The organism is Methylobacterium frigidaeris, from assembly GCF_022179185.1.
GTDB classification, from domain to species: Bacteria; Pseudomonadota; Alphaproteobacteria; order Rhizobiales; family Beijerinckiaceae; genus Methylobacterium; species Methylobacterium frigidaeris.
In genome coordinates, this window is record NZ_BPQJ01000005.1 from 57,154 (window position 1) to 80,864 (window position 23,711).

General features: G+C 71.6%; 26 protein-coding genes. 10 read left to right on the forward strand and 16 right to left on the reverse strand.

The genetic code is table 11. The features are described 5' to 3' along the window. The first annotated feature begins 255 nt into the window (after positions 1–255). The 4 genes from MFF64_RS06860 to MFF64_RS06875 all read left to right on the forward strand — a co-directional run bounded on the left by MFF64_RS06860 (position 256) and on the right by MFF64_RS06875 (position 3,177). On the forward strand, positions 256–705 hold the full coding sequence (locus tag MFF64_RS06860) for a DUF2948 family protein (protein WP_165795757.1): 450 nt from the start codon (positions 256–258) through the stop codon (positions 703–705). Positions 706–772: 67 nt separating this feature from the next. Continuing rightward, positions 773–2,062 (forward strand): histidinol dehydrogenase, encoded by a 1,290-nt coding sequence (gene hisD, locus MFF64_RS06865; RefSeq protein ID WP_238190184.1) that lies wholly within the window; start codon positions 773–775, stop codon positions 2,060–2,062. Between the two features lie 100 nt (positions 2,063–2,162). Continuing rightward, the gene (locus MFF64_RS06870) at positions 2,163–2,651 is read left to right on the forward strand and encodes a UPF0262 family protein (RefSeq protein ID WP_099903247.1); all 489 of its coding nucleotides are present in this window, start codon (positions 2,163–2,165) and stop codon (positions 2,649–2,651) included. A 103-nt stretch (positions 2,652–2,754) separates the two neighbouring features. Further along, a complete protein-coding gene (locus MFF64_RS06875) occupies positions 2,755–3,177 on the forward strand; it encodes an arsenate-mycothiol transferase ArsC (protein WP_099903245.1) in 423 nt (140 codons plus the stop codon). 114 nt (positions 3,178–3,291) lie between these two features. Here the strand turns inward: MFF64_RS06875 and MFF64_RS06880 are convergent, their stop codons facing one another. The 4 genes from MFF64_RS06880 to MFF64_RS06895 form a co-directional block, all read right to left on the reverse strand. Further along, the gene (locus MFF64_RS06880) at positions 3,292–3,612 is read right to left on the reverse strand and encodes an AzlD family protein (protein WP_099903243.1); all 321 of its coding nucleotides are present in this window, start codon (positions 3,610–3,612) and stop codon (positions 3,292–3,294) included. Continuing rightward, complete coding sequence (locus tag MFF64_RS06885) at positions 3,609–4,325, reverse strand: AzlC family ABC transporter permease (protein WP_099903240.1); 717 nt, start codon at positions 4,323–4,325, stop codon at positions 3,609–3,611. Before MFF64_RS06885 ends, MFF64_RS06880 begins: the two co-directional genes overlap by 4 nt. A gap of 187 nt (positions 4,326–4,512) precedes the next feature. Beyond that, a complete protein-coding gene (locus MFF64_RS06890) occupies positions 4,513–5,433 on the reverse strand; it encodes a PAS domain-containing protein (RefSeq protein WP_238190187.1) in 921 nt (306 codons plus the stop codon). A gap of 58 nt (positions 5,434–5,491) precedes the next feature. Beyond that, the gene (locus tag MFF64_RS06895; RefSeq protein WP_099899522.1) at positions 5,492–6,235 is read right to left on the reverse strand and encodes a Crp/Fnr family transcriptional regulator; all 744 of its coding nucleotides are present in this window, start codon (positions 6,233–6,235) and stop codon (positions 5,492–5,494) included. A gap of 366 nt (positions 6,236–6,601) precedes the next feature. Here MFF64_RS06895 and MFF64_RS06900 point away from each other — a divergent pair, with 366 nt between their 5' ends. Together MFF64_RS06900 and MFF64_RS06905 are read left to right on the forward strand one after the other, a co-directional pair. After that, positions 6,602–6,877 (forward strand): hypothetical protein, encoded by a 276-nt coding sequence (locus tag MFF64_RS06900; RefSeq protein ID WP_099899524.1) that lies wholly within the window; start codon positions 6,602–6,604, stop codon positions 6,875–6,877. Between the two features lie 7 nt (positions 6,878–6,884). Beyond that, a complete protein-coding gene (locus MFF64_RS06905; protein WP_099899526.1) occupies positions 6,885–7,160 on the forward strand; it encodes a hypothetical protein in 276 nt (91 codons plus the stop codon). Positions 7,161–7,303: 143 nt separating this feature from the next. On the opposite strand, the gene MFF64_RS06910 is transcribed toward MFF64_RS06905, so the two are convergent. The 4 genes from MFF64_RS06910 to MFF64_RS06925 form a co-directional block, all read right to left on the reverse strand. Continuing rightward, positions 7,304–7,564: a hypothetical protein gene (locus MFF64_RS06910; protein WP_099899528.1), complete on the reverse strand. Its 261-nt coding sequence runs from the start codon at positions 7,562–7,564 to the stop codon at positions 7,304–7,306. Between the two features lie 102 nt (positions 7,565–7,666). Then, entirely contained in the window at positions 7,667–8,212 is a 546-nt protein-coding gene (locus MFF64_RS06915) for a hypothetical protein (RefSeq protein ID WP_207767864.1), read from the reverse strand. 191 nt (positions 8,213–8,403) lie between these two features. Further along, complete coding sequence (locus MFF64_RS06920) at positions 8,404–8,793, reverse strand: hypothetical protein (RefSeq protein WP_099899530.1); 390 nt, start codon at positions 8,791–8,793, stop codon at positions 8,404–8,406. 88 nt (positions 8,794–8,881) lie between these two features. Further along, the gene (locus tag MFF64_RS06925; protein ID WP_099899532.1) at positions 8,882–9,082 is read right to left on the reverse strand and encodes a hypothetical protein; all 201 of its coding nucleotides are present in this window, start codon (positions 9,080–9,082) and stop codon (positions 8,882–8,884) included. Positions 9,083–9,456: 374 nt separating this feature from the next. Between MFF64_RS06925 and MFF64_RS06930 the strand changes: the two genes are divergently transcribed. Both MFF64_RS06930 and MFF64_RS06935 read left to right on the forward strand, forming a co-directional pair. After that, positions 9,457–12,315, forward strand: a complete 2,859-nt coding sequence (locus MFF64_RS06930; RefSeq protein ID WP_238190189.1) for a phosphoenolpyruvate carboxylase — start codon at positions 9,457–9,459, stop codon at positions 12,313–12,315. A gap of 514 nt (positions 12,316–12,829) precedes the next feature. Then, positions 12,830–13,918 (forward strand): helix-turn-helix transcriptional regulator, encoded by a 1,089-nt coding sequence (locus MFF64_RS06935; protein WP_099899534.1) that lies wholly within the window; start codon positions 12,830–12,832, stop codon positions 13,916–13,918. Between the two features lie 34 nt (positions 13,919–13,952). Here the strand turns inward: MFF64_RS06935 and MFF64_RS06940 are convergent, their stop codons facing one another. Together MFF64_RS06940 and MFF64_RS06945 are read right to left on the reverse strand one after the other, a co-directional pair. After that, positions 13,953–15,083, reverse strand: coding sequence for a thermonuclease family protein (locus MFF64_RS06940; RefSeq protein WP_099899535.1), 1,131 nt, complete (start codon positions 15,081–15,083; stop codon positions 13,953–13,955). A gap of 121 nt (positions 15,084–15,204) precedes the next feature. Further along, complete coding sequence (locus MFF64_RS06945) at positions 15,205–16,008, reverse strand: hypothetical protein (protein WP_099899537.1); 804 nt, start codon at positions 16,006–16,008, stop codon at positions 15,205–15,207. A 399-nt stretch (positions 16,009–16,407) separates the two neighbouring features. Between MFF64_RS06945 and MFF64_RS06950 the strand changes: the two genes are divergently transcribed. Both MFF64_RS06950 and MFF64_RS06955 read left to right on the forward strand, forming a co-directional pair. Beyond that, the gene (locus MFF64_RS06950; RefSeq protein WP_238190191.1) at positions 16,408–17,325 is read left to right on the forward strand and encodes a lipid kinase; all 918 of its coding nucleotides are present in this window, start codon (positions 16,408–16,410) and stop codon (positions 17,323–17,325) included. Positions 17,326–17,340: 15 nt separating this feature from the next. Continuing rightward, the gene (locus MFF64_RS06955) at positions 17,341–18,081 is read left to right on the forward strand and encodes a TerC family protein (RefSeq protein WP_238190193.1); all 741 of its coding nucleotides are present in this window, start codon (positions 17,341–17,343) and stop codon (positions 18,079–18,081) included. A 332-nt stretch (positions 18,082–18,413) separates the two neighbouring features. Here the strand turns inward: MFF64_RS06955 and MFF64_RS06960 are convergent, their stop codons facing one another. The 6 genes from MFF64_RS06960 to MFF64_RS06985 form a co-directional block, all read right to left on the reverse strand. Then, positions 18,414–19,523 (reverse strand): sensor histidine kinase, encoded by a 1,110-nt coding sequence (locus MFF64_RS06960; RefSeq protein ID WP_099902286.1) that lies wholly within the window; start codon positions 19,521–19,523, stop codon positions 18,414–18,416. A 5-nt stretch (positions 19,524–19,528) separates the two neighbouring features. Next, positions 19,529–20,065, reverse strand: coding sequence for a Rab family GTPase (locus tag MFF64_RS06965; RefSeq protein ID WP_238190195.1), 537 nt, complete (start codon positions 20,063–20,065; stop codon positions 19,529–19,531). 4 nt (positions 20,066–20,069) lie between these two features. Then, complete coding sequence (locus MFF64_RS06970) at positions 20,070–21,806, reverse strand: OmpA family protein (protein WP_238190197.1); 1,737 nt, start codon at positions 21,804–21,806, stop codon at positions 20,070–20,072. Positions 21,807–21,825: 19 nt separating this feature from the next. Then, positions 21,826–22,161 (reverse strand): hypothetical protein, encoded by a 336-nt coding sequence (locus tag MFF64_RS06975; RefSeq protein ID WP_238190199.1) that lies wholly within the window; start codon positions 22,159–22,161, stop codon positions 21,826–21,828. Next, the gene (locus MFF64_RS06980) at positions 22,158–22,661 is read right to left on the reverse strand and encodes a response regulator (RefSeq protein ID WP_238190201.1); all 504 of its coding nucleotides are present in this window, start codon (positions 22,659–22,661) and stop codon (positions 22,158–22,160) included. The genes MFF64_RS06975 and MFF64_RS06980 overlap by 4 nt, the downstream gene beginning before the upstream one ends. A 290-nt stretch (positions 22,662–22,951) precedes the next feature. After that, positions 22,952–23,710 (reverse strand): acid phosphatase, encoded by a 759-nt coding sequence (locus tag MFF64_RS06985; protein ID WP_099904115.1) that lies wholly within the window; start codon positions 23,708–23,710, stop codon positions 22,952–22,954. Position 23,711: the final 1 nt, after the last annotated feature.

Consider the following 23,711-nt stretch of genomic DNA (forward strand, 5'->3'; position numbering starts at 1 on the left):
GTTCGGACGGTGTGTCGGACCTTGTCTCACCGGTCACGCTAGGCGGTCCGACATGAACGCCGGCTGAGGCGAATCGGTGCCGTTGCGACAGGCGACCTCGCGCGGAATCGCGGGTTCCCGCCATCGATCGGGCAAAGGTTGTCGTCGGCAGGGGGCGTCGCTACCTACCCTTGGTATCAATCCGACAGCATGGGCCGCGCCGCTCGCAGGCGACCGGCCCCAAGCACAGGGACGCCGACAGTGAAGGACGCGGAGATGGAGCTCCTGAAGCTCGCTGCCCTCGACGCCGACGATCTCGCGGTCATCTCGACCCACCTTCAGGATGCGGTCCTGCGGACCGGAGACCTCGCCTACCTGCCCCGGGAGCGCCGCTTCGCCTTGGTGGCGCGGCGCTTCGACTGGGAGTGCCCGGACGGCGCCCCGCCACGACGGCGGCTGACCGGCCTGCACTTCGACCGGGTGCTCACTGTCCGCTGCCGCAACATCTCGCGCGACGAGCCGGACCGCCCGCTCGAACTCCTCGCCATCACCTTCGAGCCCGGCGAGGCGCCGTCCGGCACCGCGACCCTGGTCTTCTCCGGCGGCGGCGCCATCCGGCTCGAGCTCGAATGCATCGAGGCGGCGATGAAGGATCTCGGCCCGGTCTGGCAGGCCGAGAGCAAGCCGGTCCACGCCTCCCTCGACATGCCCCTCGACGCGGCCTGAATTTTTTGGCAGTCGGCGGGTCTCAATCGCGATCCTTTGCCCCGCCGACCACGAGACCGGACCCCGCATGCAGCGCCTCGATTCCCGCGATCCCGATTTCGAGGCGCAGTTCGCCCGCCTGCTCTCGGTCAAGCGCGAGGTGGCCGAGGACGTCGACACGGCAGTGCGCGACATCATCCGGGACGTGGTCGAGACCGGCGACGCTGCGCTGATCGACTATACCCGCCGCTTCGACCGGCTCGACCTGAGCCCCGAGACCATCCAGGTGTCGCCCGAGGAGATCGAGGCCGCGGTAGCGGCCTGCTCGTCGGACGCCCTCGACGCCCTGGTGCTCGCCAAGGACCGGATCGAGACCTATCACCGCGCCCAGGTGCCGGCGGACCACCGCGAGACCGACGCGCTCGGCGTCACCCTCGGCTGGCGCTGGACCGCGCTCGAATCGGTCGGCCTCTACGTGCCGGGGGGCACCGCGAGCTATCCCTCTTCGGTGCTGATGAACGCGGTTCCGGCCAAGGTCGCGGGCGTGCCGCGCCTCGCCATGGTGGTGCCGACGCCGGACGGGGTCACCAACCCGCTGGTGCTCGCCGCCGCGAAGCTCGCCGGCGTCGACGAGGTCTTTCGGGTCGGCGGTGCTCAGGCGGTGGCGGCGCTCGCCTACGGCACGGCCATCATCCGCCCGGTCGCCAAGATCGTCGGCCCGGGCAACGCCTACGTGGCGGCGGCCAAGCGGCGGGTGTTCGGCCAGGTCGGCATCGACATGATCGCCGGCCCCTCCGAGGTGCTGATCCTCGCCGATTCCTCCGCCAACCCGGACTGGGTCGCGGCCGACCTGCTCGCCCAGGCCGAGCACGACACCGCCGCCCAGGCGATCCTGGTCACCGACAGCGACGCGCTGGCCGACGCGGTGGCAGCGGCGGTGGACGGGCAGCTCAGGACCCTGCCGCGGACCGAGATCGCGACAGTGAGCTGGCGCGATTACGGCGCCATCGTGCGGGTCGAGCGCCTCGCCGACGCGATCCCGCTGGTCGACCGGCTGGCGCCCGAGCATCTCGAGATCGAATCGGCGGACGCTGAGGATCTCGCGGCGCGGGTGCGCAATGCCGGGGCGATCTTCCTCGGCGCCCACACGCCGGAGGCGATCGGCGACTATGTCGGCGGCCCCAACCACGTCCTGCCGACCGCCCGCTCGGCCCGGTTCTCCTCCGGCCTCGGCGTGCTCGATTTCATGAAGCGGACCTCGCTCCTCTCCTGCACCCCCGAGGCCCTGCGGGCGCTCGGCCCCGCGGCCGTGGCGCTCGGGCGCTCGGAAGGGCTGGAGGGCCATGCCCGCTCGGTGGCGATCCGGCTGAACCTTTAAGGGGCTGGATCACCCAACGTCCGGCTTGTGCGGAGGATCGCGCTCGCCTCTGCTGCACGCCCCGAGAAACGCGCGTTCACGACCCGCAAGAGGTGACCCGATGGCGAGCGACGCTCCCGATCCGCGACAGCGCCTGGCGGCGGTGACGCTCGATGAGGATTCGATCGGGCGCGGCAACCCCGACCAGGAGCACGAGCGCGCCATCGCGATCTACGACATCCTGGAATCGAACAGCTTTCGCGTGGCCAACCACGAGGGCGGGCCCTACGCCCTGGCGCTCGGCCTCGTGGAGAACAAGCTGTCCTTCGCGATCTCCACCGCCGACGGCCAGCCCGTGATGACCCATCTCCTGTCGCTGACGCCGTTCCGCGGCGTGATCCGCGACTACGAGATGATCTGCGACAGCTACTTCAAGGCGATCCGCACCGCCTCGCCGAGCCAGATCGAGGCGATCGACATGGGCCGGCGCGGAGTCCACAACGAGGCCTCCGAGCTGCTGCGCCAGCGCCTGGAGGGCAAGGTGGAGATCGACCACGACACCGCCCGCCGGCTGTTCACCCTGATCTTCGCCCTGCACTGGAAGGGCTGACCCGGTGTCCGGAAGCCCCCTTCCGGACAGCGCCGCTCCCGCCGGGGCCGACCCGTCGAAGCCGGATCCGGCGAAACCCGAGCCGCCTAAGCCGGGCAAGCGGGTGCAGTCGGTGCTGTTCGTCTGCAACTTCAACGCGGTGCGCTCGGCCTGCGCCGAGGCCCTGGCCCGGCACTATTTCGGCAAGTCGGTCTACGTGCAATCCGCCGGCGTGCGCAGCGGCGAGCCCACCGACCCGTTCATGGTCTCGGCCCTCGACGAGATCGGCATCGACGCCTCGCGCCACCGCCCCCGCACCCTGGAAGAACTGGAGGAGTGGGAAGGCCTGAACTTCGACCTGATCGTCTCCCTGTCGCCGGAAGCTCACCACGCGGCGCTGGAACTGACCCGCACGGTGGCGGCCGATGTCGAATACTGGCCGACCCCGGATCCAACGGTGTCGCAAGGGTCGCGCGAGCAGCGCCTCGACGCGTATCGCGACGTGCGCGATGGTTTGGGGTTTCGGATCCGGCAGCGGTTGCGGTGAGGGCGCTGGCCTTCCTCAAGACATTTCGATCCTTCGCTTTTTCCCACTCTCGACCTCATCCTGAGGTGTGAGGTCGAAGGTTGGATGAAGCTGCTCGGAAGGATCGGTCGGCTGTCAGAGCCCCAACGCCCGCCCGACCGCCACGACCCCCAATCCCGCTAGCACCGCCGCCAGCTCGAACCGGGTCAGCGCCATCACGCCGGCCGCCGTCACGAGGCCGAGCAGGCCCGGCAGGCCGGCGGAGAGGCCGGTGGGGAGCGCGGTCGCCACCACGATCGAGCCCGGCAGGGCGCGCAGGCCCCGCTCGACCCGGGGGGTGAGGCGCACCCGGCTCATCAGCACCACGCCGGACGCCCGGCAGAGATAGGTGACGAGGGCGAGCGCCAGGATGGCGATCCAGGGACCGGCGGGCCCGGCGAGGAGCGCGTCGATCATCGCGCAGCCCCGTCATCGACGAGGAGGCCGGTGACGAGTCCCGCCGCGGCGCCCGCCGCGATGAAGGCGTAGCCCGGCACCAGGCGCTGCACCAGGAGCGCCACGAGGCCGGAGGCGAGCCAGGGCAGGGCCGGCCGCACCCCGCGCCAGAGCGGCGCCAGCATCGCGGCGAAGAAAACCGGCAGGATCATGTCGAGGGCGTAGGCCCGGGGCTGGGTCACCAGGGCGCCGGCGAGGTGGCCGGCCGCCGTCGAGGCGACCCAGAGCGGCCACAGGCCGATGCCGGAGCCGAACAGCACGCCGAGATCGCGGCCGCCCTCCTGGCGGTGTCGCACGCCGATGAGCCAGCTCGCATCGACGAGCACGAACAGCGTCATCGCCGTGCGCCAGAGCGGCGTGCCGCGCATCCAGGGCTGGATCGTGGCGCCCATCAGGATCATGCGGGCGTTGATGAGGCCGGTGACCGTCATCGCGGCGAGGAGCGTGCTGAGCGTCCAGGGCTGGCCCCACACCTCGAGGGTCACCATCTGGGCCGAGCCGGCATAGACGAGAGCGCTGGCGCCGACGGCCTCCGCCAGGCTCACGCCGCGCTGGGCCGCCGCGGCCCCAAAGGCCGCGCCGAACACCGCGATGCTGGGCCAGAGCGGCAGGCTGAGCCGGATGCCCGTGAGGATGCCGGCCCGGGTGAACGGCGCGGCGGACGCGTGGGACATGAGAGCGGAAAGCGGATCGGGAGCGAGAGCCTCGTCTGTTGCTCCCCGGTCCGGCGGGCGTCAATCCACGGCCGTGCCTGCCAGGGTTGCGGGATCCGCGACCGCACAGGCCGACGTCAAGGTTGACGAAACCTGACCACGACGCATCGACCAGGCGTTTCCACGTGAAACAGCCGCGCTTCCCGCCTCACCGCGGCAGCGGCATCACGATGATGACCTGACGTTCACGCCCGGTCTCGGTGACGGTGGCGGCGGCGTGCAGGTCGTAGGCGAGCATCCGCTCCAGCATCTCGCCGCGCAGGGTCCCGCCGCTGCTCTCCATCGTCGCGTCGCGCCTCGCGCGCTCGCGCCAGATCAGGGCGAGATGGGTCGGCGTCGTGGTCCAGGTCGCGGCGATGCGGTCGTGGCCGTCGAGCACCGCACTCAGCACCAATTCGTGCAGGGCGAGCCCGAGCTTCTCGGCGACCTCGACCGGCAGTCGCACCGGCGGGCCGGTGAGCTCGCTCGGCTCGGGCAGGGCGTGGGCGGACAATTCGTCCCGGATCAGCACCTCGAGGGCGACGCCGGCCAGGGGCTGGCGCGAGACTTCGGCCTGGATGCGGGCCATCGCGGCCAGGCGATCGTCGACATAGGCCACCACGTCGTCGGCCGTCACCGCCGTGTCGGCGACGCGACGCACGATGCCGCGGATCACCGCGAGGTTGTTGCGGCCCTGGCGCTGCAGCTCGTGGATCAGGCGCGTCTGCGCCTCGCGCATCAGGTGCAGGGCGTGGATGTCGGTCGAGGAGCCGAACCAGGTGGTCGGCCGGCCGTCGCCGTCGCGCCAGGGGGTGGCCCGGGTGGAGAACCAGAGGTAGAGGTTGCCCTCGGTCCCGTCCGTCGGCTGGCGATGCAGGCGGTGCTCGATCGCCAGGTGACCGCGCCGGGACGCTGCCTGCCACGCCTGACGCGTGCGCTCGCGGTCTTCCGGATGCACGGCATCGAGCCAGCCGTGGCCGCAGCTGCGGCCGGGGCTCTGCCCGGTGAAGGCAGCCCATTGCGGGCTGGCCCAGATCCAGTCGCCGAGCGGATTTGATTGCCAGACGAGGTGCGGGATGCTTTCGACCATCCGTTGGAAGTCGGGCTCCGCCCCCACCGGTGCCGCGTCGGCCTCGAGCCGATCGGCCTCACGCCTCATTGGAATCGAGGTGCCGCCCTTCGCGGCCCAGATGGAGGTAGTTCGGGTTGAACTGCACCGCCCGCTGCAGCGCCTCGAGCCGGTGGATGGTGAGCTCGCGGCCGCGCAAGGAGATCAGCCCGACGCTGCGCAGCTCCTGCAACGTGCGGTTCACATGCACCACCGACAGTCCGATCGTGTCGGCGATCTCGGCCTGTGTCAGGGGCAGCTCGCAAGTATTGCCCTGGGTGAGTCCGACGGCGCGCAACCTCACATAGAGTTCGCAGAGCAGATGGCCGAGGCGCTCGAAGGCGGTGCGCTGACCGATATTCACCGTCCACTCGCGCTGGATCGCCGCCGCCACCAGAGATTCCCAGCACAAGGCCTGCGAGAGCCGAGCGTGGCCGGAGGTGAGCTGGCGCATGGTCTCCGTGGGGATCTCGGCCAGGGTCACGGCGGTGACGGTGCCGATCGAGTGGTCCATCTCGCGCAGGACCGAGACATTCTGGTCGCACAGATCGCCCGGCAGCAGATAGGCGATGATCTGGCGGCGACCGTCCTCGAGAGTCTTGTATCGGCAGGCCCAACCGTCGAGAATCAGGTTCACGCCTTGCGGAAGATCGCCTTCGTGGACGATATCGTCCCGCGAGCGGATGCGGCGCGTACGCTGGCGCGACGCCTGATCGAGCGCGTGTTTGTCATCGTTGGACAAACTCGTGAAGTGCTCGAGCTTGCGAATGAGAAACTCAGCCAAAGCGCCCCGCCATGCCACTTAGGTCTCAAGGTAGCACATTTATGCTCATAGTTTCGTAACATAAGTTAATTTCGCCCTACAGGTGAAACTGTTTTAGAGTAGCTATTGTTTGTTTGTCCCCAATCATCGCCAGCTACCGCACCGGATGGACATAGCGGTAGGGTCACATGCGGCGCCTGCACGGACCGCGGTGATCCCGTCGATATTGATGTCCCGGGGCGGCGCGCAGAGTGTTGCGGTCTCACAACATCGGGTTCGGAAGTGGAAGCTCGACCACAGAGCGGGGATTGTGATCCGCGTCCGGATGGGCAGTTTTGGCGACGAGGGCGGCTCCAGAGGCTTGAGGCTGCGATGATGTCACGGGCGATGCACGATCGACCCGGCGGGCCGGTTCCCGCCATCCTGCCCCCGGTCCAGCGGACCGGCGACGCGGGCCGCATGGCCGCATGCCTGGCTGCGTCCTTGGCCCCCGGTCTGCACGCCGCGTTCGACGGCTGCCTGGCCGAGGCGCTGCCGACGGACCTCGCCGATCTCCTGGGGCGGCTCGACCGTCCCGGAAGCTCGCAGAAGCCGGGATCCTCGCGCGACCGCGACGCGGCCGCGCGAGGATCCCGCAACCCCGATTCCTTCAAGCGTTCGTAGAGTTCCCATGAGCGAAATCGCCGCCGAAACCAACCGCATCGTCGCCTTCCCGCAGGCCGTGGCCGCGGCCCCCGTCGACGAGAACACCGCCTCGATGATCGAGGTGCTGCAGGAGCAGTTGCGCCTCGCCCGCGAGGGCAAGCTGCGTTCCGTGGCAGTGGTATCGGTCTCCTCCGACGGTGGAGCGATCGGCACGCAATGGTCCTGCACCCACGGCGACATCACCAGCCTGATCGGCAAGCTGACGGTGCTGACCCACGACATGATGGCCGCCCGCAAGTGACCACCCGGGCAAGTGACCACCCGGGCAAGTGACCACCCGCGAGTGACCGCAGTCCGAGGGGCCATCCTCCGCTCGTAGCGGCTTTCGGGACAGCCCCGTCCCCGGCGATCAGCCGCGAAGATGGTCCGGCGGCCGCGCCCGCTTCAGCCGCGGCTGAGCCTCCGGGCGTTGGCCTGGACCTTGCGGCGATAATCTCGCACTACCCGCTCGGCCGTGCCGCCGGTGGCGAGCGTCATCGCGGCTTCCGCTGCGGCCTCCAGCTTCTCCGTCACCATGCGCTGCGCCTCGGCCTGGGCCGCTGCGCCGCCGCACGAGAGCTTGGCCAGCCGCAGGGCGACGACCGTCTGGGCCTCGAGCCCGAGGCGAACCGTGTCGAAGCCGAGGCGCAGCCAGGAATCGTACATCGCGAGATGTCTCCGAGATCGGACCGTTGAGAGGAGGATCGGTCGCCCGGCGGACGAACGCCGCAACGGCCGAGGTGTTTCAGGTCGGAGACCGGGAAACCGTCAGGGAATCGCACCCTGCGGCAGCACGAGACCGCCGGGCGTCCGGGAGGGCGCGCCGTCGGGTGCCGCGGCCTTCTCGCGCCTGGGCTTGGCAGCCCGCTTGGGTGCCGTCTTCGGCGCATCGGCGGAAGGGTCGGCCCCCTCCGCCTGGAGCCCGTCCGCATTCGGCAAATCCGTTCTGGAGGACTCGGTCTTGGACGACTCGGTCTTCGCCGCCTTCGGGGCACCTTTGCGGGCGGTGGGGACGGGCTTCGGCGCTTTCGGCTCGGCCACCTTCGGGGCATCGCCGCAGGCCTGAAACTTGAGTTCGGCCAGGACCTGGCCGCCGTCGTCGGCGAGGATGCGCAGGGTCGGCGGCAGGGTGTCGGGGCTCCCGGCCCACTGGATCGTCGCGCCGTTCTGCGCCTCCAGGGCGGCCGGCGAGGGACCGCGGCGCAGGCCCGACAGGTCGGGGCCGTAGGCGGTCGCGAGCTTGTTGCGGATCACCACCTGCAGCACCTGCACGGTCTCGGGCGAGAGTGGCCGCAGCGGGTTGCTCCACGTCATGGTCCCCTGACGGGTGACCCACAGGCGAAACCCCTTCCCGCCCCCGAACTCGGCGGCCTGCGGCGCCGGACAGGCGGGCGCCGTCTCTCCGGGAGCCGCACGGGCAGGGACGGCCAAGGGAACGGCCAAGGGAACGGCCAAGGAGGAAGCCGAGAGGGCGGCCATGAGGATGGCCTGCACCGCGGCACGCTTCACCGGGATTCTCCGTCACGCTTGGAAGAGTCGAACTTGGAAGGATCGAACTTGGAAGGGCCGGTCGCGCGGGCGCCTGGCTCGGGCAGGCCGGGCTCTGCCGGGTCGTGATCGATGGTCATGCCGCCCCGCTGGCGGAAGCGCGGCGCCTCGGGCGCCTCCAGCCGCTCGGGGAAGGCGCGCTGCGCCGCCGGCTGGCGCGCCGCCTCCTCGAGCAGGCCGGCGAGGTCCTCGTCGAAGTCGCGAAACAGCTCGTCGCCCCGATCCTCCAGCTCCTGCTCATGCGGGAGCCGCAGGGACGGATTGCGGGCGCGGCCATGCGCGAACACGAACACCAGGCCGGCGAATACCAGGGCTGCCACGGCAGCCAGAATCACGATCATCTCCATCGTGATGCCAGCCTTAGAGCATTTCCGGCGGCATGTCCGGTCGCGCATGCGATCGCGGAGGTCCGCGCCGTTCCGTTCTGACGTAGCGTCAGGCCGGCAGGTAGCCCGCCTCGCGCAGGCCCGCCTCGATGGCGACGAGCAGGGCGCCCTCCGGCGGCGCCTCGGGCACCTCCTCGGTCCCGTCGTCGCGAGTCGTCCGCACCGGGGTGCGCTCCCCGATCAGCGCGGCGGGCAGGGTGGCTCCGACGAGGGTGGTGGCCGCGTTCAGGGCGGTTCCGATCGACATCATGGCGCGCTGCTCCGCGAGTCGGCATCTCCAGGTCGGTCAGTATGAGGTGTTAACATAATCTTAACCATTGCGCAGTCGGTGCCGGGTGCGCTTCCGGCCCGGGCTGTGTCTTCACGGCCGCAACGGGTCGCGCGGCGGCTCGCCACACGGGAGTGCCCGCACCGGGCAGGGTTCGCGACAATCGTCGCCGGTTCTGCGACAAAACCCTGCGACATGACAGAAACTCAAGCGGACGAAGCGTTGGCTCGCCAGCGCAACTCTGCTTAGAGCGTGGCTTGTGCGCAGCGGAACGCTCCTTGCGTCACGGCCCTTTGGCGCGAGCCCGCGCGCCGCTCGATCCGGACGGTGATCCGGCCACAGGACGAAGCGACCCGATGGACAGGCTCCAAGGAACCGACACCCGAGGCTCCGACACCCGGGGCTCCGGCCCGCACGCCGCAGCTTCGCTCGAGGCGGACCTGCTCGGGCTGGTCGAGGAGGCGCGCCGCCAGGCGAGCCAGGACCCGTTTCGCAACCCCGTCCTGACCGTGGCGCTGGCGATCAGTCGCCTGTTCGACCGGGGCGAGATCGACGAGGACGACTTGGGCGGCCTGTTCGTGCGCCTGCGCGCAGAGGCGCTGGAGGCGCGGGCGGCACGGCTGCGGGCCTATCTGGGCCTCGGATCCGAGCCGGACTCGTCCGCCGCGATCGAGGCCGTGGCGGCGGCGGCCCTCGGCGACCCGGAGATGGTGTTCGAGGCCGCCCGCACCCGGGTCGAGCGCACGCGCTTTGCCGCGGTCTTCACCGCCCACCCGACCTTCGGGATGCCGAAGGCGGTGGCGCGCCTCCTGGCCGAGGCCGCCTCCGAGCCCGACCCGGCGGCGCGGCAGGCGCCGGTCGCGGCCGCAGCCGCGCTCTCCGCCCGGGCCGACCCGGTGATCACCCTCAACGACGAGTTCGACCAGGCCCGCCACGCGGTCCAGCACGGCCGCGCCGCCCTCGACGGGCTGAACGAGGCCCTCCTGCTGGCCGCCCGCGAGCGCTGGCCGGATCGCTGGAGCGAGCTCGTCCCGAAGCCCGTCGTCATCGCCTCATGGGTCGGCTGCGACACCGACGGGCGCACCGATATCGGTTGGTGGGACACCCTGCGCTACCGGCTCGAGTCGAAGCGCACCCAGTTCGACCGGGTGCTGGCGCAATTGCCCGACGATCCGGCCGCGGCGCCCGCCCGGCGGCTCGCCGAGGAGGCGAGAGCGGCCGTCCTGCGCCAGCTCGCCGTGGCGCCGACGCTCGGCGACCAGCCGGGGCTCGAGGCGGTGCACCGCTTCGCGCTCGCCCTCATCATCGAGCGCGACCGGGCCCAGACCGAGGCCGGCCCCCTCCTCGCCCTCCTCGACCGGGCGATCACGGACGCCGCCGACGACACGGCGCGCCTGAAGCTCTGCGTCCTGCGGGCGGGCTGCGCCGCGCACGGGCTGCAGAACGGCCTGCCGCATTTCCGGCTCAATGCCAGCCAGGTCCACAACGCCGTGCGCCGGGCCCTCGACCAGGACGGCGACCCGACCGATCCGGCCCAGCGCCGCTCGCACCTCGCCTCGATCAACGCCCTCCTCGACGCGGTCGCGGCGGTGCCGGTGGATTTCGGGGCGCTCGCCGCCGAGCGGGCCTCGGCCGCCCGGCTGATGATGACGATCGCCCAGATCCTCAAGCACGTCGACGGCACCCACCCGGTCCGCTTCCTGATCGCCGAGACCGAGACCGGCTACACGCTGCTGGCCGCACTCTGGCTCGCGCAGCATTTCGGCATCGGCGACAAGGTCGAGATCACCCCCCTGTTCGAGACGGCGTCCGCGCTCGAACAGGGCGTGCACGTGATCGAGGATGCGCTGCGCTCGCCCCATTGGCGCGCCTATCTCAAGCGCACCGGGCGCCTGGTGGTGCAGTTCGGCTACTCGGATTCGGGCCGCTACGTCGGCCAGCTCGCCGCCACCTTCTGGATCGAGCGCCTGCGCTTCCGCATCACCGAGCTGATGGCGGCACACGACCTCACCGACATCGAGCTGGTGATCTTCGACACCCACGGCGAGTCGATCGGCCGCGGCGCCCATCCGACGAGCCTCGCCGACCGCCTGGCCTACCTCGCCCCCGACCACGCGCGGCGGCGCAACCGCGAGGCCGGGATCCGCACCAGCCTCGAATCGAGCTTCCAGGGCAGCGACGGCTACCTGATGTTCGGCACCAGGACCCTGGCCGAGGCCACGGTGGCGCGCATCGGCGAGCACATCTACAGCCGGCTCCAGCCGGCTCCGGACCCGATCTACGCCGAGGCCGACTTCGCCACCGAGTTCTTCACCGGCGTGCGCCAGGACATGGAGACCCTGGTCAACGATCCGGGCTACGCGGCGCTGCTGGGCACCTTCGGGCCGAACCTCATCGACCGCACCGGCTCGCGCCCGGTGGCGCGGCAATCGGACGGCGGCGGACCCGTCGCCATCACCCATCCGCGCCAGATGCGGGCGATCCCCAACAACGCGATCCTGCAGCAGCTCGGCTTCCTGGCGAACAGCCTTCACGGCGTCGGACGGGCTGCCGGCCGGGCGCCCGACCTGTTCGTCGAGATGCGCGAGCGCTCCGAGCGCTTCGCCCGCGCCTTCCGGCTGGTGCAGGAGGCCACCGCCGTCGGCGATCTCGACGTCTTGCGCGCCTATATCGACACCCTCGACCCCTCGGTCTGGCTGGAGCGGGCGCGGCGTGCGACGCGGGACGGGCGGCGGGAGGAGATCGTCGCGGTCGCCGCCGCCCTCGACCGGCTCAACCTGGCTCCCCACCTGCGCCGCTTGTTCGGCCGGCTGACCCGCGACCACCTGATGCTGCACATGGTCGCCCCCGACCTGCCGGGGATGACGCCGCGGCTCGCGCTCCTGCACGCCCTGCGCCTGGCGTTGATCCACCGGATCTGGTTCCTGGCTGTGCACATCCCCGGCTTCCGGCCGCAGAACGGCATCACCCGCGAGATGCTGATCGAGCGCATTCTGCGCCTTGACGTCGAGAGCTGCCTCAAGCTCCTCGACGACATCTTCCCGGTGACGCCGGACCCGACGCTCGGCCTCAATTTCGGCGAGCCGGCGGGCCCGCGCGACGTCGGCACCTACGAGGCCGAGCACCGCACCCTGTTCGCGCCGATCCGCCGCCTGTTCGTCCTCGTGCGCGAGATCAGCGGCATGATCCAGCACGAGGTCGGGGCGTTCGGCTGAGCGAGGGGGAGGCAGCGGGTTCCAGGTGACGTGGGACTGTCCGGGGAAAGAAGTGGCACTGGTCTCCCCTCTCCAGGCGATGCCGGGCTCGCCCGGTATCGCTGCAAGGTGTGGGAGAGGGGCCGTGGCGATCGAAGATCGCACGTGAGGGTGGCGACGGTTCTGGGTGAAACCCCGAACGTCCCGCTGCCAGCACGACGTTGAGAGCCTCACACTGAAGCGCGCCACCCTCGCGCGATCTTCGATCGCTCCTACCCCTCTCCCACACCTTGCAACGATACCGGGCGAGCCCGGCATCGCCTGGAGAGGGGATCCCGCGCTTGATCTTTCAAAGAGCTTTTCCCCCGGACAGCCCTGCCACCTGCGGGGGGAGGAGTGATCCCGCGCCTCGTTCTTCCCCCGTAGGGCTCGGCGAGCATCGGAAAGAATTCCTGTCGATCGGGCCGAGTCGCCCGCGACTGGGCGTGGCTCTTGACGTAATGTCAGGCGGGATGAACCTGAGAGCCGCGCAGCCATGGGCCCGACCGACGATAGGCTCCGCTGCCTCGACGGCAGACTCGGCGAGGCGGCCCTCGATCCGTCGCGCTGGAGTGCCGTGCTCGCGGAGGTCTCCAACCTGGTCGGTGGCGACGGCGCGATGCTGCTGCAGAGCCATCGCCGGACGCCCGGCGTCCCCTGCACCCCCGAGGTCGACGCACTGGTCGCCGAGTATTTCGGGCAGGGCTGGCACGTGAACGACCTGCGGACCCGCGCCGTGTCCCGGGTGATGCGGGGCGAGGTCGTCACGGACCACGACATCCTCACGCGCGAGGAGATGGCCCGCGCCCCGTTCTACAACGACCTGCTGCGGCCGCACGGCTACCACTGGTTCGCGGTCGCGGGCTTCCGGGCCGGGGCGGAGCACTGGGCCGTGTCGGTGCAGCGCAGGACGCGTCGCGGCCCGTTCGAGGCGGCGCAGGTGCAGCCGCTGGCCGGCCTGATGCCGCGGCTCGGGCAGGCCGCCGCCCTGTCCGAGGCCCTCGGCCGCGCGGCCCTCGACGGCACTCTGCGCGGGCTCGATCAGGTCGCCCAGGCAGCGCTCGCCCTCGACGGGGCCGGCCGGGTGATCGGCGTCAACAGGCGGGCCGAGGCCGTGTTCGACGCCGCGTTCCGGGTCGGCGACGGCGCCTTGCGGATCGCCGATCCGCGGGCCCGGGACGAGATGGCGGGCCTGATCGAGGCATTGTCCCCGCGTCGCGCAACCCCGGCCGGCCCGATCCTGGTGCCGCGGCGCGACCGCCGGCCCCTGATCCTGCGCGTCCTGCCGTTGATCGAGGCCGCCCGCTCACCGTTCCTCGGCGCCCGCGCGCTCCTCCTCGTCACCGATCTCGAGGCGGAGCGGCGGCCCGATCCGGCCCTGCTGGCGCCCGTCTTCGGCCTCACCGCGGCGGAGGCGCGGCTCGCCGCCCTCCTGGCCGGCGGCGCCTCCCTGGACGAGGCCGCCGAGGCGCTCGGCATCGCGGTCGAGACTGCGCGCAGCCAGATCAAGGCGGTCTTCGCCAAGACCGGTACCGGCCGGCAGGGCGCCCTGGTGGCGCTCCTCGGCGCGCCGGGCCTGCGATGAGGCCGACGGTCGTCTTCAACGACCGTCGGCCTCATCAGGGCTTGGCCCAGATCCCGAGCTTGCCCGCGCGCGCGTGGCGCTCGGCCTCGACGAGGTCCGGCGTCGCCTCGGCGGTGGCGCGGCCGCCGCCGTTGTAGAGTACCACCTCGGAGAGGTCGTGCCCGTCGACGGTGCAGATCCAGGCAGTCTTCGCCGGGCTGGGCTGGCAGTTCACCGGGCGTCCGCCGAGATAGCCCGAGAGGTCGCTGGCCTGCGCGCCCCTGGCCGATTCGACGCCGTAGAGGCGCAGGGTCCGACCGCCGAGCCGCAGGGTCGCGGTATCGAGCACCTCGGCGACGCCGGCGAGCGGACCGGCCGCCTCCGGCACCAGGGCGCCGGTCTCGACCGGCTCGCGCTTCGTCTCGGCCGGCTTCGATTCCGCCGTTACCGGTGCGGGCTTCTTCTCGGCCGGCCTGGCCTCCGCGGGCTTCGCCTCGACGGTCCGCGCATCGGCGGGCTTGCCCTGACCAGCCCCTTGGCGGATCCCCTGTGCGGGTGCCTGCGCGACAGCGGCCTCGCGGGCGGGCTCCTCGCCGCCGCGGAGCACCACGTAGCCGATGCCCAGCACGGCGAGCCCTCCGAGGGCGGCATAGGCCGGGCGGCGGGACGAACCGCGACCGGGCAGCGGCTGCGGCCGGGCGAGGCCAGGCTTCAACCCCTCGCCGGGCGGCGGCGGCACTACGACAGGGGACACCGGCGCGGCGGCCGGGGCCTCCGGCTCTCGCACCGGCCGGCGCAGGCGCGCGGTAAGCCCGGCCAGGGCGTCCCGCAGGCGCGAGGCGCGGGCGGGGCGGGAGGGCGGCTCGGGTGCGGCTGCGGGCTTCACCACGATCCAGTCCCGCGGGGCCTCCGCCGGGGCCGGGGCGGCGGGCGGTTGGAACAGGGTGGGGTGCTGGCGGCGCAGCTCGTCGACGAGATCGGCCAAGGTCAGGGGCAAGGCCTCGCCCTCGACGGTGCGGGTGCGCGGGCGCCCGTCCCGGTCGACGATCTGGTAGCCCGGCGGCGCGTCGAGGCGGCGGATCGCGGATTCCACCAGGAGTTCGAGGGTGCGACGGGCCACCGCGACGGGGCGCTGCCGGTCGATCTCGGCCCGGATCAGCGCCTGCAACTGCTCACGCGAGGTCATGTCCGCATCGTGTCCCATCACCCCCGGCCGCGGGGTCTGCCTGAGCCGCCCGCCCCTTCGGCGGGCGCTCGCCCTCTTCATCTAGGTCCTGACCGGCGCCCTGTCACAGGGCTGCGGATCCTCAGCGGCTCGCCACCGCGTCGCGGTGCACGACCCGGCTGTTCTCGGACACGATCACCGGGCGCCCGCCGGCGAAGCTCACCGCGAGTTCCAGGTCGACGGTGCCCTGCGAGCGCACGCCGCGATCGGGGCTGAAGGCCGAGAAATCGACCGTGGCCTGGACCCGGCAGGTGGCGAGCCCGGCATTGCAGGCGGTGCGCAGGGAATCCGGCCGCGGCCGGTAGCGGCGCTCGGGCCAGCGCTGCACGAAGCGGCGCTTCTCGGACATCAGGCTGGCGAGGCTCATCGGCCGGCCGTGGAAGACGACCCGATCGCCGTAGAAGCCCGGCGCCGCCGCGAGGGCCGCTCCGTTGGACCCCGAGATCGACGCCAGGTAGTCGCGGGCGAGGCGCTGCGACGCCACGGCCCAGTCGCGCACCTGCCCGTCCGAGACGGCGATGGGGGCGGGGGCGGGGGCGGGAATCTGAACGGGGAGCGGGCGCTCGTCCCGGGCGAGCCGCGCAGCGCGGCGGGCCGCCGTCGCGGCGTGGAGCCCGCTGCGGGCCGGCCGGCGCGCCTCCTCGGCGACCCGGCGCGGGGTGTGGGCCTTCGGCGCCTCGGCCCGGGCGGCCGGGGCGAATCTAGGTGCGGGGGCTGGGGGGGTGCGGGCCGGAGCGGGGTCCTTGGCAGCGGGGCTCTGGGCGGTCCGGTTGGGCGGATCGACCCAGCCCTGCGCCAGGGCGGCCGGGGACAGGAGGATCGTCAGGCCGAGGCCGAGCAGGGCGGCCGACGGGCGGGAGAGGCTGAACCGAAGGGAACGGAGCATGGGGGCGGCACCCGGGGGGAGGAGCACGATCGGGCAAATGACTACAAGCGAGTGAACGTTCGTCGCCGCGGTTACGGTTCCATTGCGGGCCCGGCGCCCTCCCCGCTACCCACGTTCCCCACACCCTCGAAGCACCATCGGGCGGCAGGTCTCGCAGGCAGCAGGTCTCGCAGGCGGCAGGTCTCGCGCCAAGGAAACCCCCGGGGACCTTGCCAAGCGCGGCCGCGACCCCACCTCATGGGCTCCCCGGGTCCGGGCCCCTCTGGCGGTTCGAGGCGTCGACCGCGATGTCGGACCCCTTCGCTGCCTTTGTGCTGACGCGGCACGATCGCACTGGAGGGCCCGCAGCCTTGCGCGTCATCCCGACTCCGTTCCCCTTCCTCCGTGCCGGAGGCGCCGATGTCCGGCGCTGAGGCGACCCGGCGGGCCCTGCTCGTCGTCAACAAGAAGGCCCGCAACGGCGGCCTCGACCTCGAGGCCGTGAAGGGCGTGCTGCGCCGCGGCGGCATCGAGCCGGTGGATCCGCCGCCGGACGAGAGCGACTGCAAGGCGCTGATCCACGCCCATGCCGCCACCTGCGACATGGTGATCCTGGGCGGCGGCGACGGCACCCTCAACGCCGCCGCCCAGGCGCTGGCCGAGGCGCAGCTGCCGCTGGGCATCCTGCCGCTCGGCACCGCCAACGACCTCGCCCGCAGCCTCGGCCTGCCCGCCGACCCGCTGGAGGCGGCGGAGGTGATCGCCACGGTGCCGGCCCGGCCGATCGACCTCGGCTGCGTCAACGGCCACTACTTCTTCAACGTCGCCAGCATCGGCTTCTCGGCCGATCTCGCCGGCGAGCTGACGGCGGACCTCAAGCGCCGCCTCGGCACGATCGGCTACGGCGTGGCGGCCTTCCGGCTGCTGCGCCGGGCGCGGCCGTTCACGGTCTATATCGAGCATGACGGCACGGTGGAGACCGTGCGCACCATCCAGGTCTCTGTCGGCAACGGCCGCCATTACGGCGGCGGCATGACGGTGGAGGAGAACGCCACCGTCGATGACGGCCTGCTGAACTTCTACAGCCTGGAGGTCGCCCATTGGTGGCGGCTTCTCGCCCTGCTGCCGGCCCTGCGCCGGGGCACGCAAGGAAAGGCCGCCGACGTGCGGGCCTTCCAGACCACCGAGGTGGTGCTGCGCACCAAGAAGCCGCGCCCGGTCAACACCGACGGCGAATTGACGACCTACACCCCCGCCCATGTCCGGGTGCTGCCGAAGGCCGTTCAGGTCCACGCGCCGCCGCTGTCGGCGCCGGCCCGCCCCTCGATCTTCCCATAAGGAGGACCGTCCGTCGTGGAGTCCCTCGTTCAGCTCGCCGCCGACCCGACGGCCTGGGCCGCCCTCGCGACCCTCGTCGTGATGGAGGTCGTGCTCGGTATCGACAACCTGATCTTCATCTCGATCATCACCAACAAGCTGCCGGTGGAGCAGCAGTCGCGGGCCCGGCGCATCGGCATCGGCCTCGCCCTCATCCTGCGCCTCGCGCTGCTCGGCACCGTGGCCTACATCGTCCACCTGACCCAGCCGGTCTTCGAGATCTTCGGCAAGGGCCTGTCCTGGCGCGACATGATCCTGATCGCCGGCGGCCTGTTCCTGCTCTGGAAGGCCACCAAGGAGATCCACCACAGCCTCGACCCGGACCCGCAGGAGAAGACCGGCGGCGGCGCCTCCCTCGGCTTCACCGCGGCGATCGGCCAGATCCTGATCCTCGACCTGGTCTTCTCGATCGACAGCATCATCACGGCGGTCGGCATGACCGAGCACGTGCCGATCATGGTGATCGCGGTCCTCGCCGCGGTGACCGTGATGCTGCTCGCCGCCGATCCCCTGTCGCGCTTCATCGCCGCCAACCCGACGGTGGTGATGCTGGCCCTCGGCTTCCTCATCATGATCGGCATGACGCTGATCGCGGAAGGCTTCGGAGCCCACGTGCCGAAGGGTTACGTCTACACCGCCATGGCCTTCTCGGCCGGCGTCGAGGTGCTCAACATCCTCGGCCGGCGGGCGCGGCAAGCCAAGCGCAAGGCGGCGTGACGCCTGTCATTCCGGTGCTCTGACGGCAGCGCCCGATCGTGATGCGGTCGGGCGCTGTTTTCGTTTGGGGTGTCTGCGTCGCCATTCGACTCTGATACGCCCGTCCTTTCCCGGACGAGTGCAGCGAAGCGGAAGGAGATCCGGGATCCAGGAGAGAAGTGCCGCGAAGCGGCTCTGAATGGTGCAACGTTGCAGACATACGGACGCTTCGCGCCATTCCATGCTGGATCCCGGATCTCCTTCCACTTCGTTTCAATCATCCAGGAAAGTGTGGCGGCTGACGAGAAGCGATCTGTGTGTTCGGACCGGATCCGCTCCCAACGGACCCCGTCCTACCCGAGATCGATCCGAAAGCACGCCCCCGGCCCTTCCTCCGCCACGACGCCTATGCGCCAGCCGTGCAGTTCGGCGATGCGCCGGCAGATGCTGAGTCCTAGGCCGACACCGTTCGGCGCGCCCCCGTTCGGCACCCGGGCGAAGGTCTCGAAGATCGCCTCGTGGAAGCTGGGCGGCACGCCGATCCCGGTGTCGCGCACGGTGATCCGGCCCGGCTCCCCGGGCCAGGCCCGGACCTCGATCCGCAACGGCCGCTCCGGCTCGCGGTAGCGGATACTGTTGGCGATGAGGTTCTGAAACAGGTTGGTCAGGAGCGCCGGAACGCCGTTCACCACCGGCAGCTTTCCGACATCGAGGTCGGCCGAGGCGGCGCGCAGGTCGAGGTCGAGGTTGCGGGCCGCGTCCGTGACCACCCGGCCGAGATCGACCGGCGCGAAGGTGTGGCTCTCGGCACTCAGGCGGGCATAGTCGAGCAGCCCCGTGGTCATCCGGTTGAGGCGGGCGGCGCAGCCCTCGATCGTGTCGAGGCTGTCGCGCACGATCGGTCCCGCCCCGTCGCCAAGGGTAGTGCGCAGGATGCCGGTGAAGGCCGCGATCTGGCGCAAGGGCGCGCGCAGGTCGTGCGCAGCAACGGAGGCAAAGTCGCGCAGGTTGCGGTTCATCCGCTCCAGCTCGCGCGAGGCGGCGATGATCTTCTCCTCCAAGAGGCGCTGCTCGCGGCGCTGCTGGAGCACCCAATGGTCGATCGGCCGGTCGACCTGGTCGACGGTGGTGAGCACCGCGTGCTCGCGGCGGCCCGCCTCCCACGAGATCGCGACGTCGCAGCGCGGGGCGCCGCTCACCATGGCGAGGCGGATGCCGGGCAGCACGATCGGGTCAGGTGCGGTCCGCTGCTGGGCGCGCATGTCCTCCTCGAGACCCGACAGGATCGGGCTGTCGAAGGCGGAGCGCCCGGGCTCGGGCAGCCAGTCGCTCAACGAACCGGTGCGGCCGCGAATGCGGCCGTCGGGATCGAGCGCCGCGACGCCGACGAGTCCGGCCTCGAGAAGGTGGGCCAGGGTGCGGGAGAGGTCTGCTCCGGCCGGGAGCGCGAGGGCGGCGCGCATGGCGCTTACAGGCTCCGGCGCTCGATCGTGGCGGCGAGCTCGGCGAACAGGCCGGCGACCCCGTGCCCGGTGCGGGCGCTCGCGAGCGCGACGACGTCGGCGCCCCGTGCCCGGGCGAGGAGGTCGGGCGGCGGCCCCGAGCCGGGCTCGCCGGATATCCCGGCCGCTTCTCTGGCGACGAGGTCGCTCTTGTTCAGCACCGCGGCGCAGGGGCGGCCCGGCAGCGCCTCGCGGAACCCTGAGATCAGCGCCGCCATCTGGTCGAGGGAGGCCGGCCGCGTGACGTCGGCGACGATGAGCGCCCCGCTCGCCCCCTTGAGATAGACGGTGCGGAAGATGCTGAGGCCGAAATCGCCGTCGGTGTCCCACAGGACCAGCGGCATGGGTTTGCCCCCGCCCTGCAGCGGGGCGGTCGTGGTGTAGATGTCGACCCCGATCGTCGCCTTGTAGCTGGTCTCGAACCGGCCGAAGGCGAGCCGGTTGGCGAGCGAGGTCTTGCCCACGCCGATCGCCCCCAGGATCATGATCTTGCGCGCCGCCACGAGGTTACTCCGCGCTGTAGGCGAGCTCGAACACGACGCGCCGGTTGCCGGTGACCCGCTCGTCCGTGATCGGGAATGGCGGGCGCGAATTGACGACGACGAGGCGGGCGCGGGGGATGCCGCGGCGCTCCAGATCGGCGGTGATGCGGTCGGCGCGCAGCCGCGCCGCCTCGAGGTTGGCCCGGACGGTCCCGGTGCCGTCGGCGTAGCCGACGATGCGCAGGCGCGCGCCCTCGACCGCCGCCAGCGCCGCGGCGAGCGTCGCGAGGTCGCGCTCGGCGGCGGCCGGATCGCGGTAGGTCGCGTCGGGCCCGAAGAAGATCGCCGTGCGCTTGACCGCGTCCTCGAGCCGCTGCAGCGGCGTGTCGGTGCGGGCCTCGAGCCGCGCCACGGCCTCCTTCGGCGCGAGCGTCGGCAACGTCGCCTCGACCGCGCCGGTGCGGGTCTCGAGGGTGCCCAGCCGCGCCCGGGCCTCGTTCACCGATCCCTCGACGGCATCGGTGCGCCGGTCGAGAGTCGCGACCGCCTCGCGCCCCGGGGCGCCATCGGAGGCCACGGCGATCCGGGCGGCGACCGGCCAGGCCGGGAACGAGGCGGCGAGGCGGTCGCGCAAGGCGGCGGCGGCCTCGCGGGTCGGCAGCACGCCGGTCGCCCGGATCACGCCGGCCTCGCGGTCGAAGGCGAGCTGGAGGGGAGAGTCGCGCAGGTCCGGCGCGTCCTCGATGGCTGCCAGCGCCGTGGCCTCGGCGGCGCGCTGCCGGGCCGACAGCACGGCCCCGGTCGTCCAGGCGGCGAGCGCCAGGGCCACCAGCCCGCCGGCGACCGCCACCGGTCGCACGCGCCGGGGCGGAGGGGCGAGGCGCGCGGCGATCGCCCGGTGGAGCGCGGCGAGCGGGGTGGCGTGATCGGCTCCGCCGTTCGCCGCGTCCCGGGTCTCGTCTCTCGTCTCGTCTCCGTGCAGGACCGCATCGAGGAAGGGCAGGAATTCGGCATCGACGACGCCGGCGAGCCGCCCGGCGCCGCGGCCGGCCTCGGTGAGGCCTGCCACGATCAGGAGGGGCGAGACCCGCAGCAGCACGGTGCGGCCGCCGAAATCGAGGGAGCGCAACTCGCCGTTGACGTCGCTCAGCGCCTGGCCGGCGAACTCGACGATGGCGGTGACGAGGCCGCCGATCAGGTGGAGCTGGCCGTCCGGATCGGCCTCGGGCTGCCCGTCGCGGTCGGTGGTGGCGAGCACCGCGCCGGTGCTGCGGTCGATCAGGATCAGGCGCTCGAGCCGCCCCTGCGCCAGCTCGGCCAGCACCAGGGCGGCGTAGGATTGGCCGGTCAGCAAGGCCTTCAGGCGCAGCCACATCCGGCGCGGCCAGCGGATCAGGATGCCGTTGATCTCGTCGGTGAGCTGGCGGAAGGCTGCCGCGACCGCCGCCGCCACCATGCGCCCGGCGATGGGGTAGAGCGTCTCGACCATCAGGTCGCGGGATTCGGCGATCTCGCGCCGGATGCCGGCGACGACGAGAGGAGCGATCACCTCGGTCAGCGCGCGGTGGTTCTCGATCTCGACGACCTTGAGGGCGACCACCAGGCTGTCGGCGACCGCGCGGCAGAACCGGTCCTCGGAGCCGACCCGCCGGTCGAGCCGTGCCAGCTCGGCCTGCAGGCCGGCGAGGTCGCGGTGCTCGTCGCGCAGCAGCAGCAGCTTCAGGTCGCGGAAGGCCGGATCCTCGGCCGGCGCCGCTCTCATCCCGGCTCGGGCCCGCGCTTCACGGGTTGCGGTCGGCCAGGGCGGAGATCTGCCGGCCCATCTCGGTCACCGCGCCGCCGATCGCCCGCACGGCGTTGCTCTGCTCCATCCGCAGCGACAGGGCGAGGGCGTCGATCGACTTCTGCATGTCGTTGAAGCGCTGAACCATGCGCTGCTCGAGGTCGGTCATCGCCTCGCGCAGATCCTCGACCCGGCGGCCCTGCGAGCGCATCGCGTTGCCGTAGAGGAGCTCGCGCACCTTCTCGATCGTGTTCGAGGCGTCGGTCGGGGCCGGTTCCATGGTGGTCTGCTCGCTGCCCGGTCCGGCGTTGAGGTAGGTGATCTGGCCGTTCATCGGTCGCATCTCCCGGTCTGGACGATGGTGAGGCCGGGCCTCCCGTAGCGGGTCGGCTCGGCGGAAGGAGAGCGGAAGGCGCGCGGGCCAAGCACGCCCAGGATCGCGGCCTCGAACGCCTCGCCGGTGAGGCTGGCCTTGTCGAGGAAGCGCACGGCGCCGGCGCTCCCGCACATCTCGCGCACGTCCGGCATGCTGAGCCCGGTCAGCACGATCGCCGGCAGGCCGGGCATCCGCGCGCCGAGCTCGGCGAGGAAGCGCAGGCTCGATTCGCAGCCGAGCCAGAAATCGAGGATCGCGAGGTCGATCCGCTCGTGGTCGACGTGCTCGCGCGCCTCGGCGGTGGAGCGGGCCCGCAGCACGCGCATGTCGAGCATCCGGAAACCGGCCGCCTGCAGGGCGATCAGCTTGGCATCGACGTCGTCATCTTCGAGAAGAAGCGCGTTGATCGTGCGCGCCTGGGAGAGTCCACATCCGCCTTCATGTCGGACAGCACGCATGGAACAGTCATCCAACCCGGCAAGCCGGATTTCAAGTCTTTGAAAGCAGCTTCGGTCACCCGATCAGCGTTGAGACAAGTGATAACGATTCGGCCACGAAAATCAACGACTCGTTATCGTTGCGGCAATGATACGTCAATATCGAGCAAGCCCAGTTGCGAGCAATTTATCGACTTGAGATTGAAGATCCGCCTCGGGCGAGACCGGCGGGCCGCGGGCGGCCCCGGACAAGCGCATGACCCAACGTCATAATTCCGGAATAAAGTCCTGCATCGTCCGCAGCTGTGGCCTCATGGCAACGGTGCCGCCTTCTCGCGGGCGCAGGCCGCTGGCTCGGGCGCCGGTCCCGACGGCGCGGTGGCGAACTCGGCCCGGGCACGGTCGAGGTCGGCCCGGAAGGCGGGATCGCCGACGAGGGCGGCGAACAGGGCGCTTCCGGCGAGGCGGCCGGCCTCGACGTCGCTTGCCCAGTGCACCCCGCAGACGATCCGGCTCTCGCCGTAGATCCGGCCGCGGTCGAGGAGCGCCGTGGCGCGCTCCCGCATCAGGGCGGCGAGGACGAGGCCGAAGGTCCAGCCCTCGGTGGCGTGGCCGGAGGGATAGGCGAAGCTCTTGTCCAGGGCCTCGGTGCGGTCGACGCAGAGAGGGGCGTCGTTGCCGAGATGCGGCCGGAGACGGGCGAAGTGCGCCTTCGCATCGCGCACCACCGTCACCACGTCGCGGCGGGTGCGGGCGAGGAGCGCGGCCAAAGCCGGCAGGCGGGTGGGATCGAGCTGCCGGCCGGCGGCGCAGGAGAAGTCGCCGAGAAGGGCGCCGACGCCGGAGGGGACGTCGGCGGTGGCGAGATGCCAGCGCGGCGAACCGGCGAGGGCCCGGGTCGCCGCGTAGGCCGCCGCATCGGCGTCGTGCCCGGCGCTGCCGGGCTTCGGTGGCGGGGGCAGGATCGCGCCGGCGTCGAGGGCGCCCGGCTTCAGGTAGGGCTGGGGCGCCGGCTCGGCCGCGGCGATGCTCGCAGCGAGCGCCAGGCAGAGGGCGAGCGGCGCCCACATC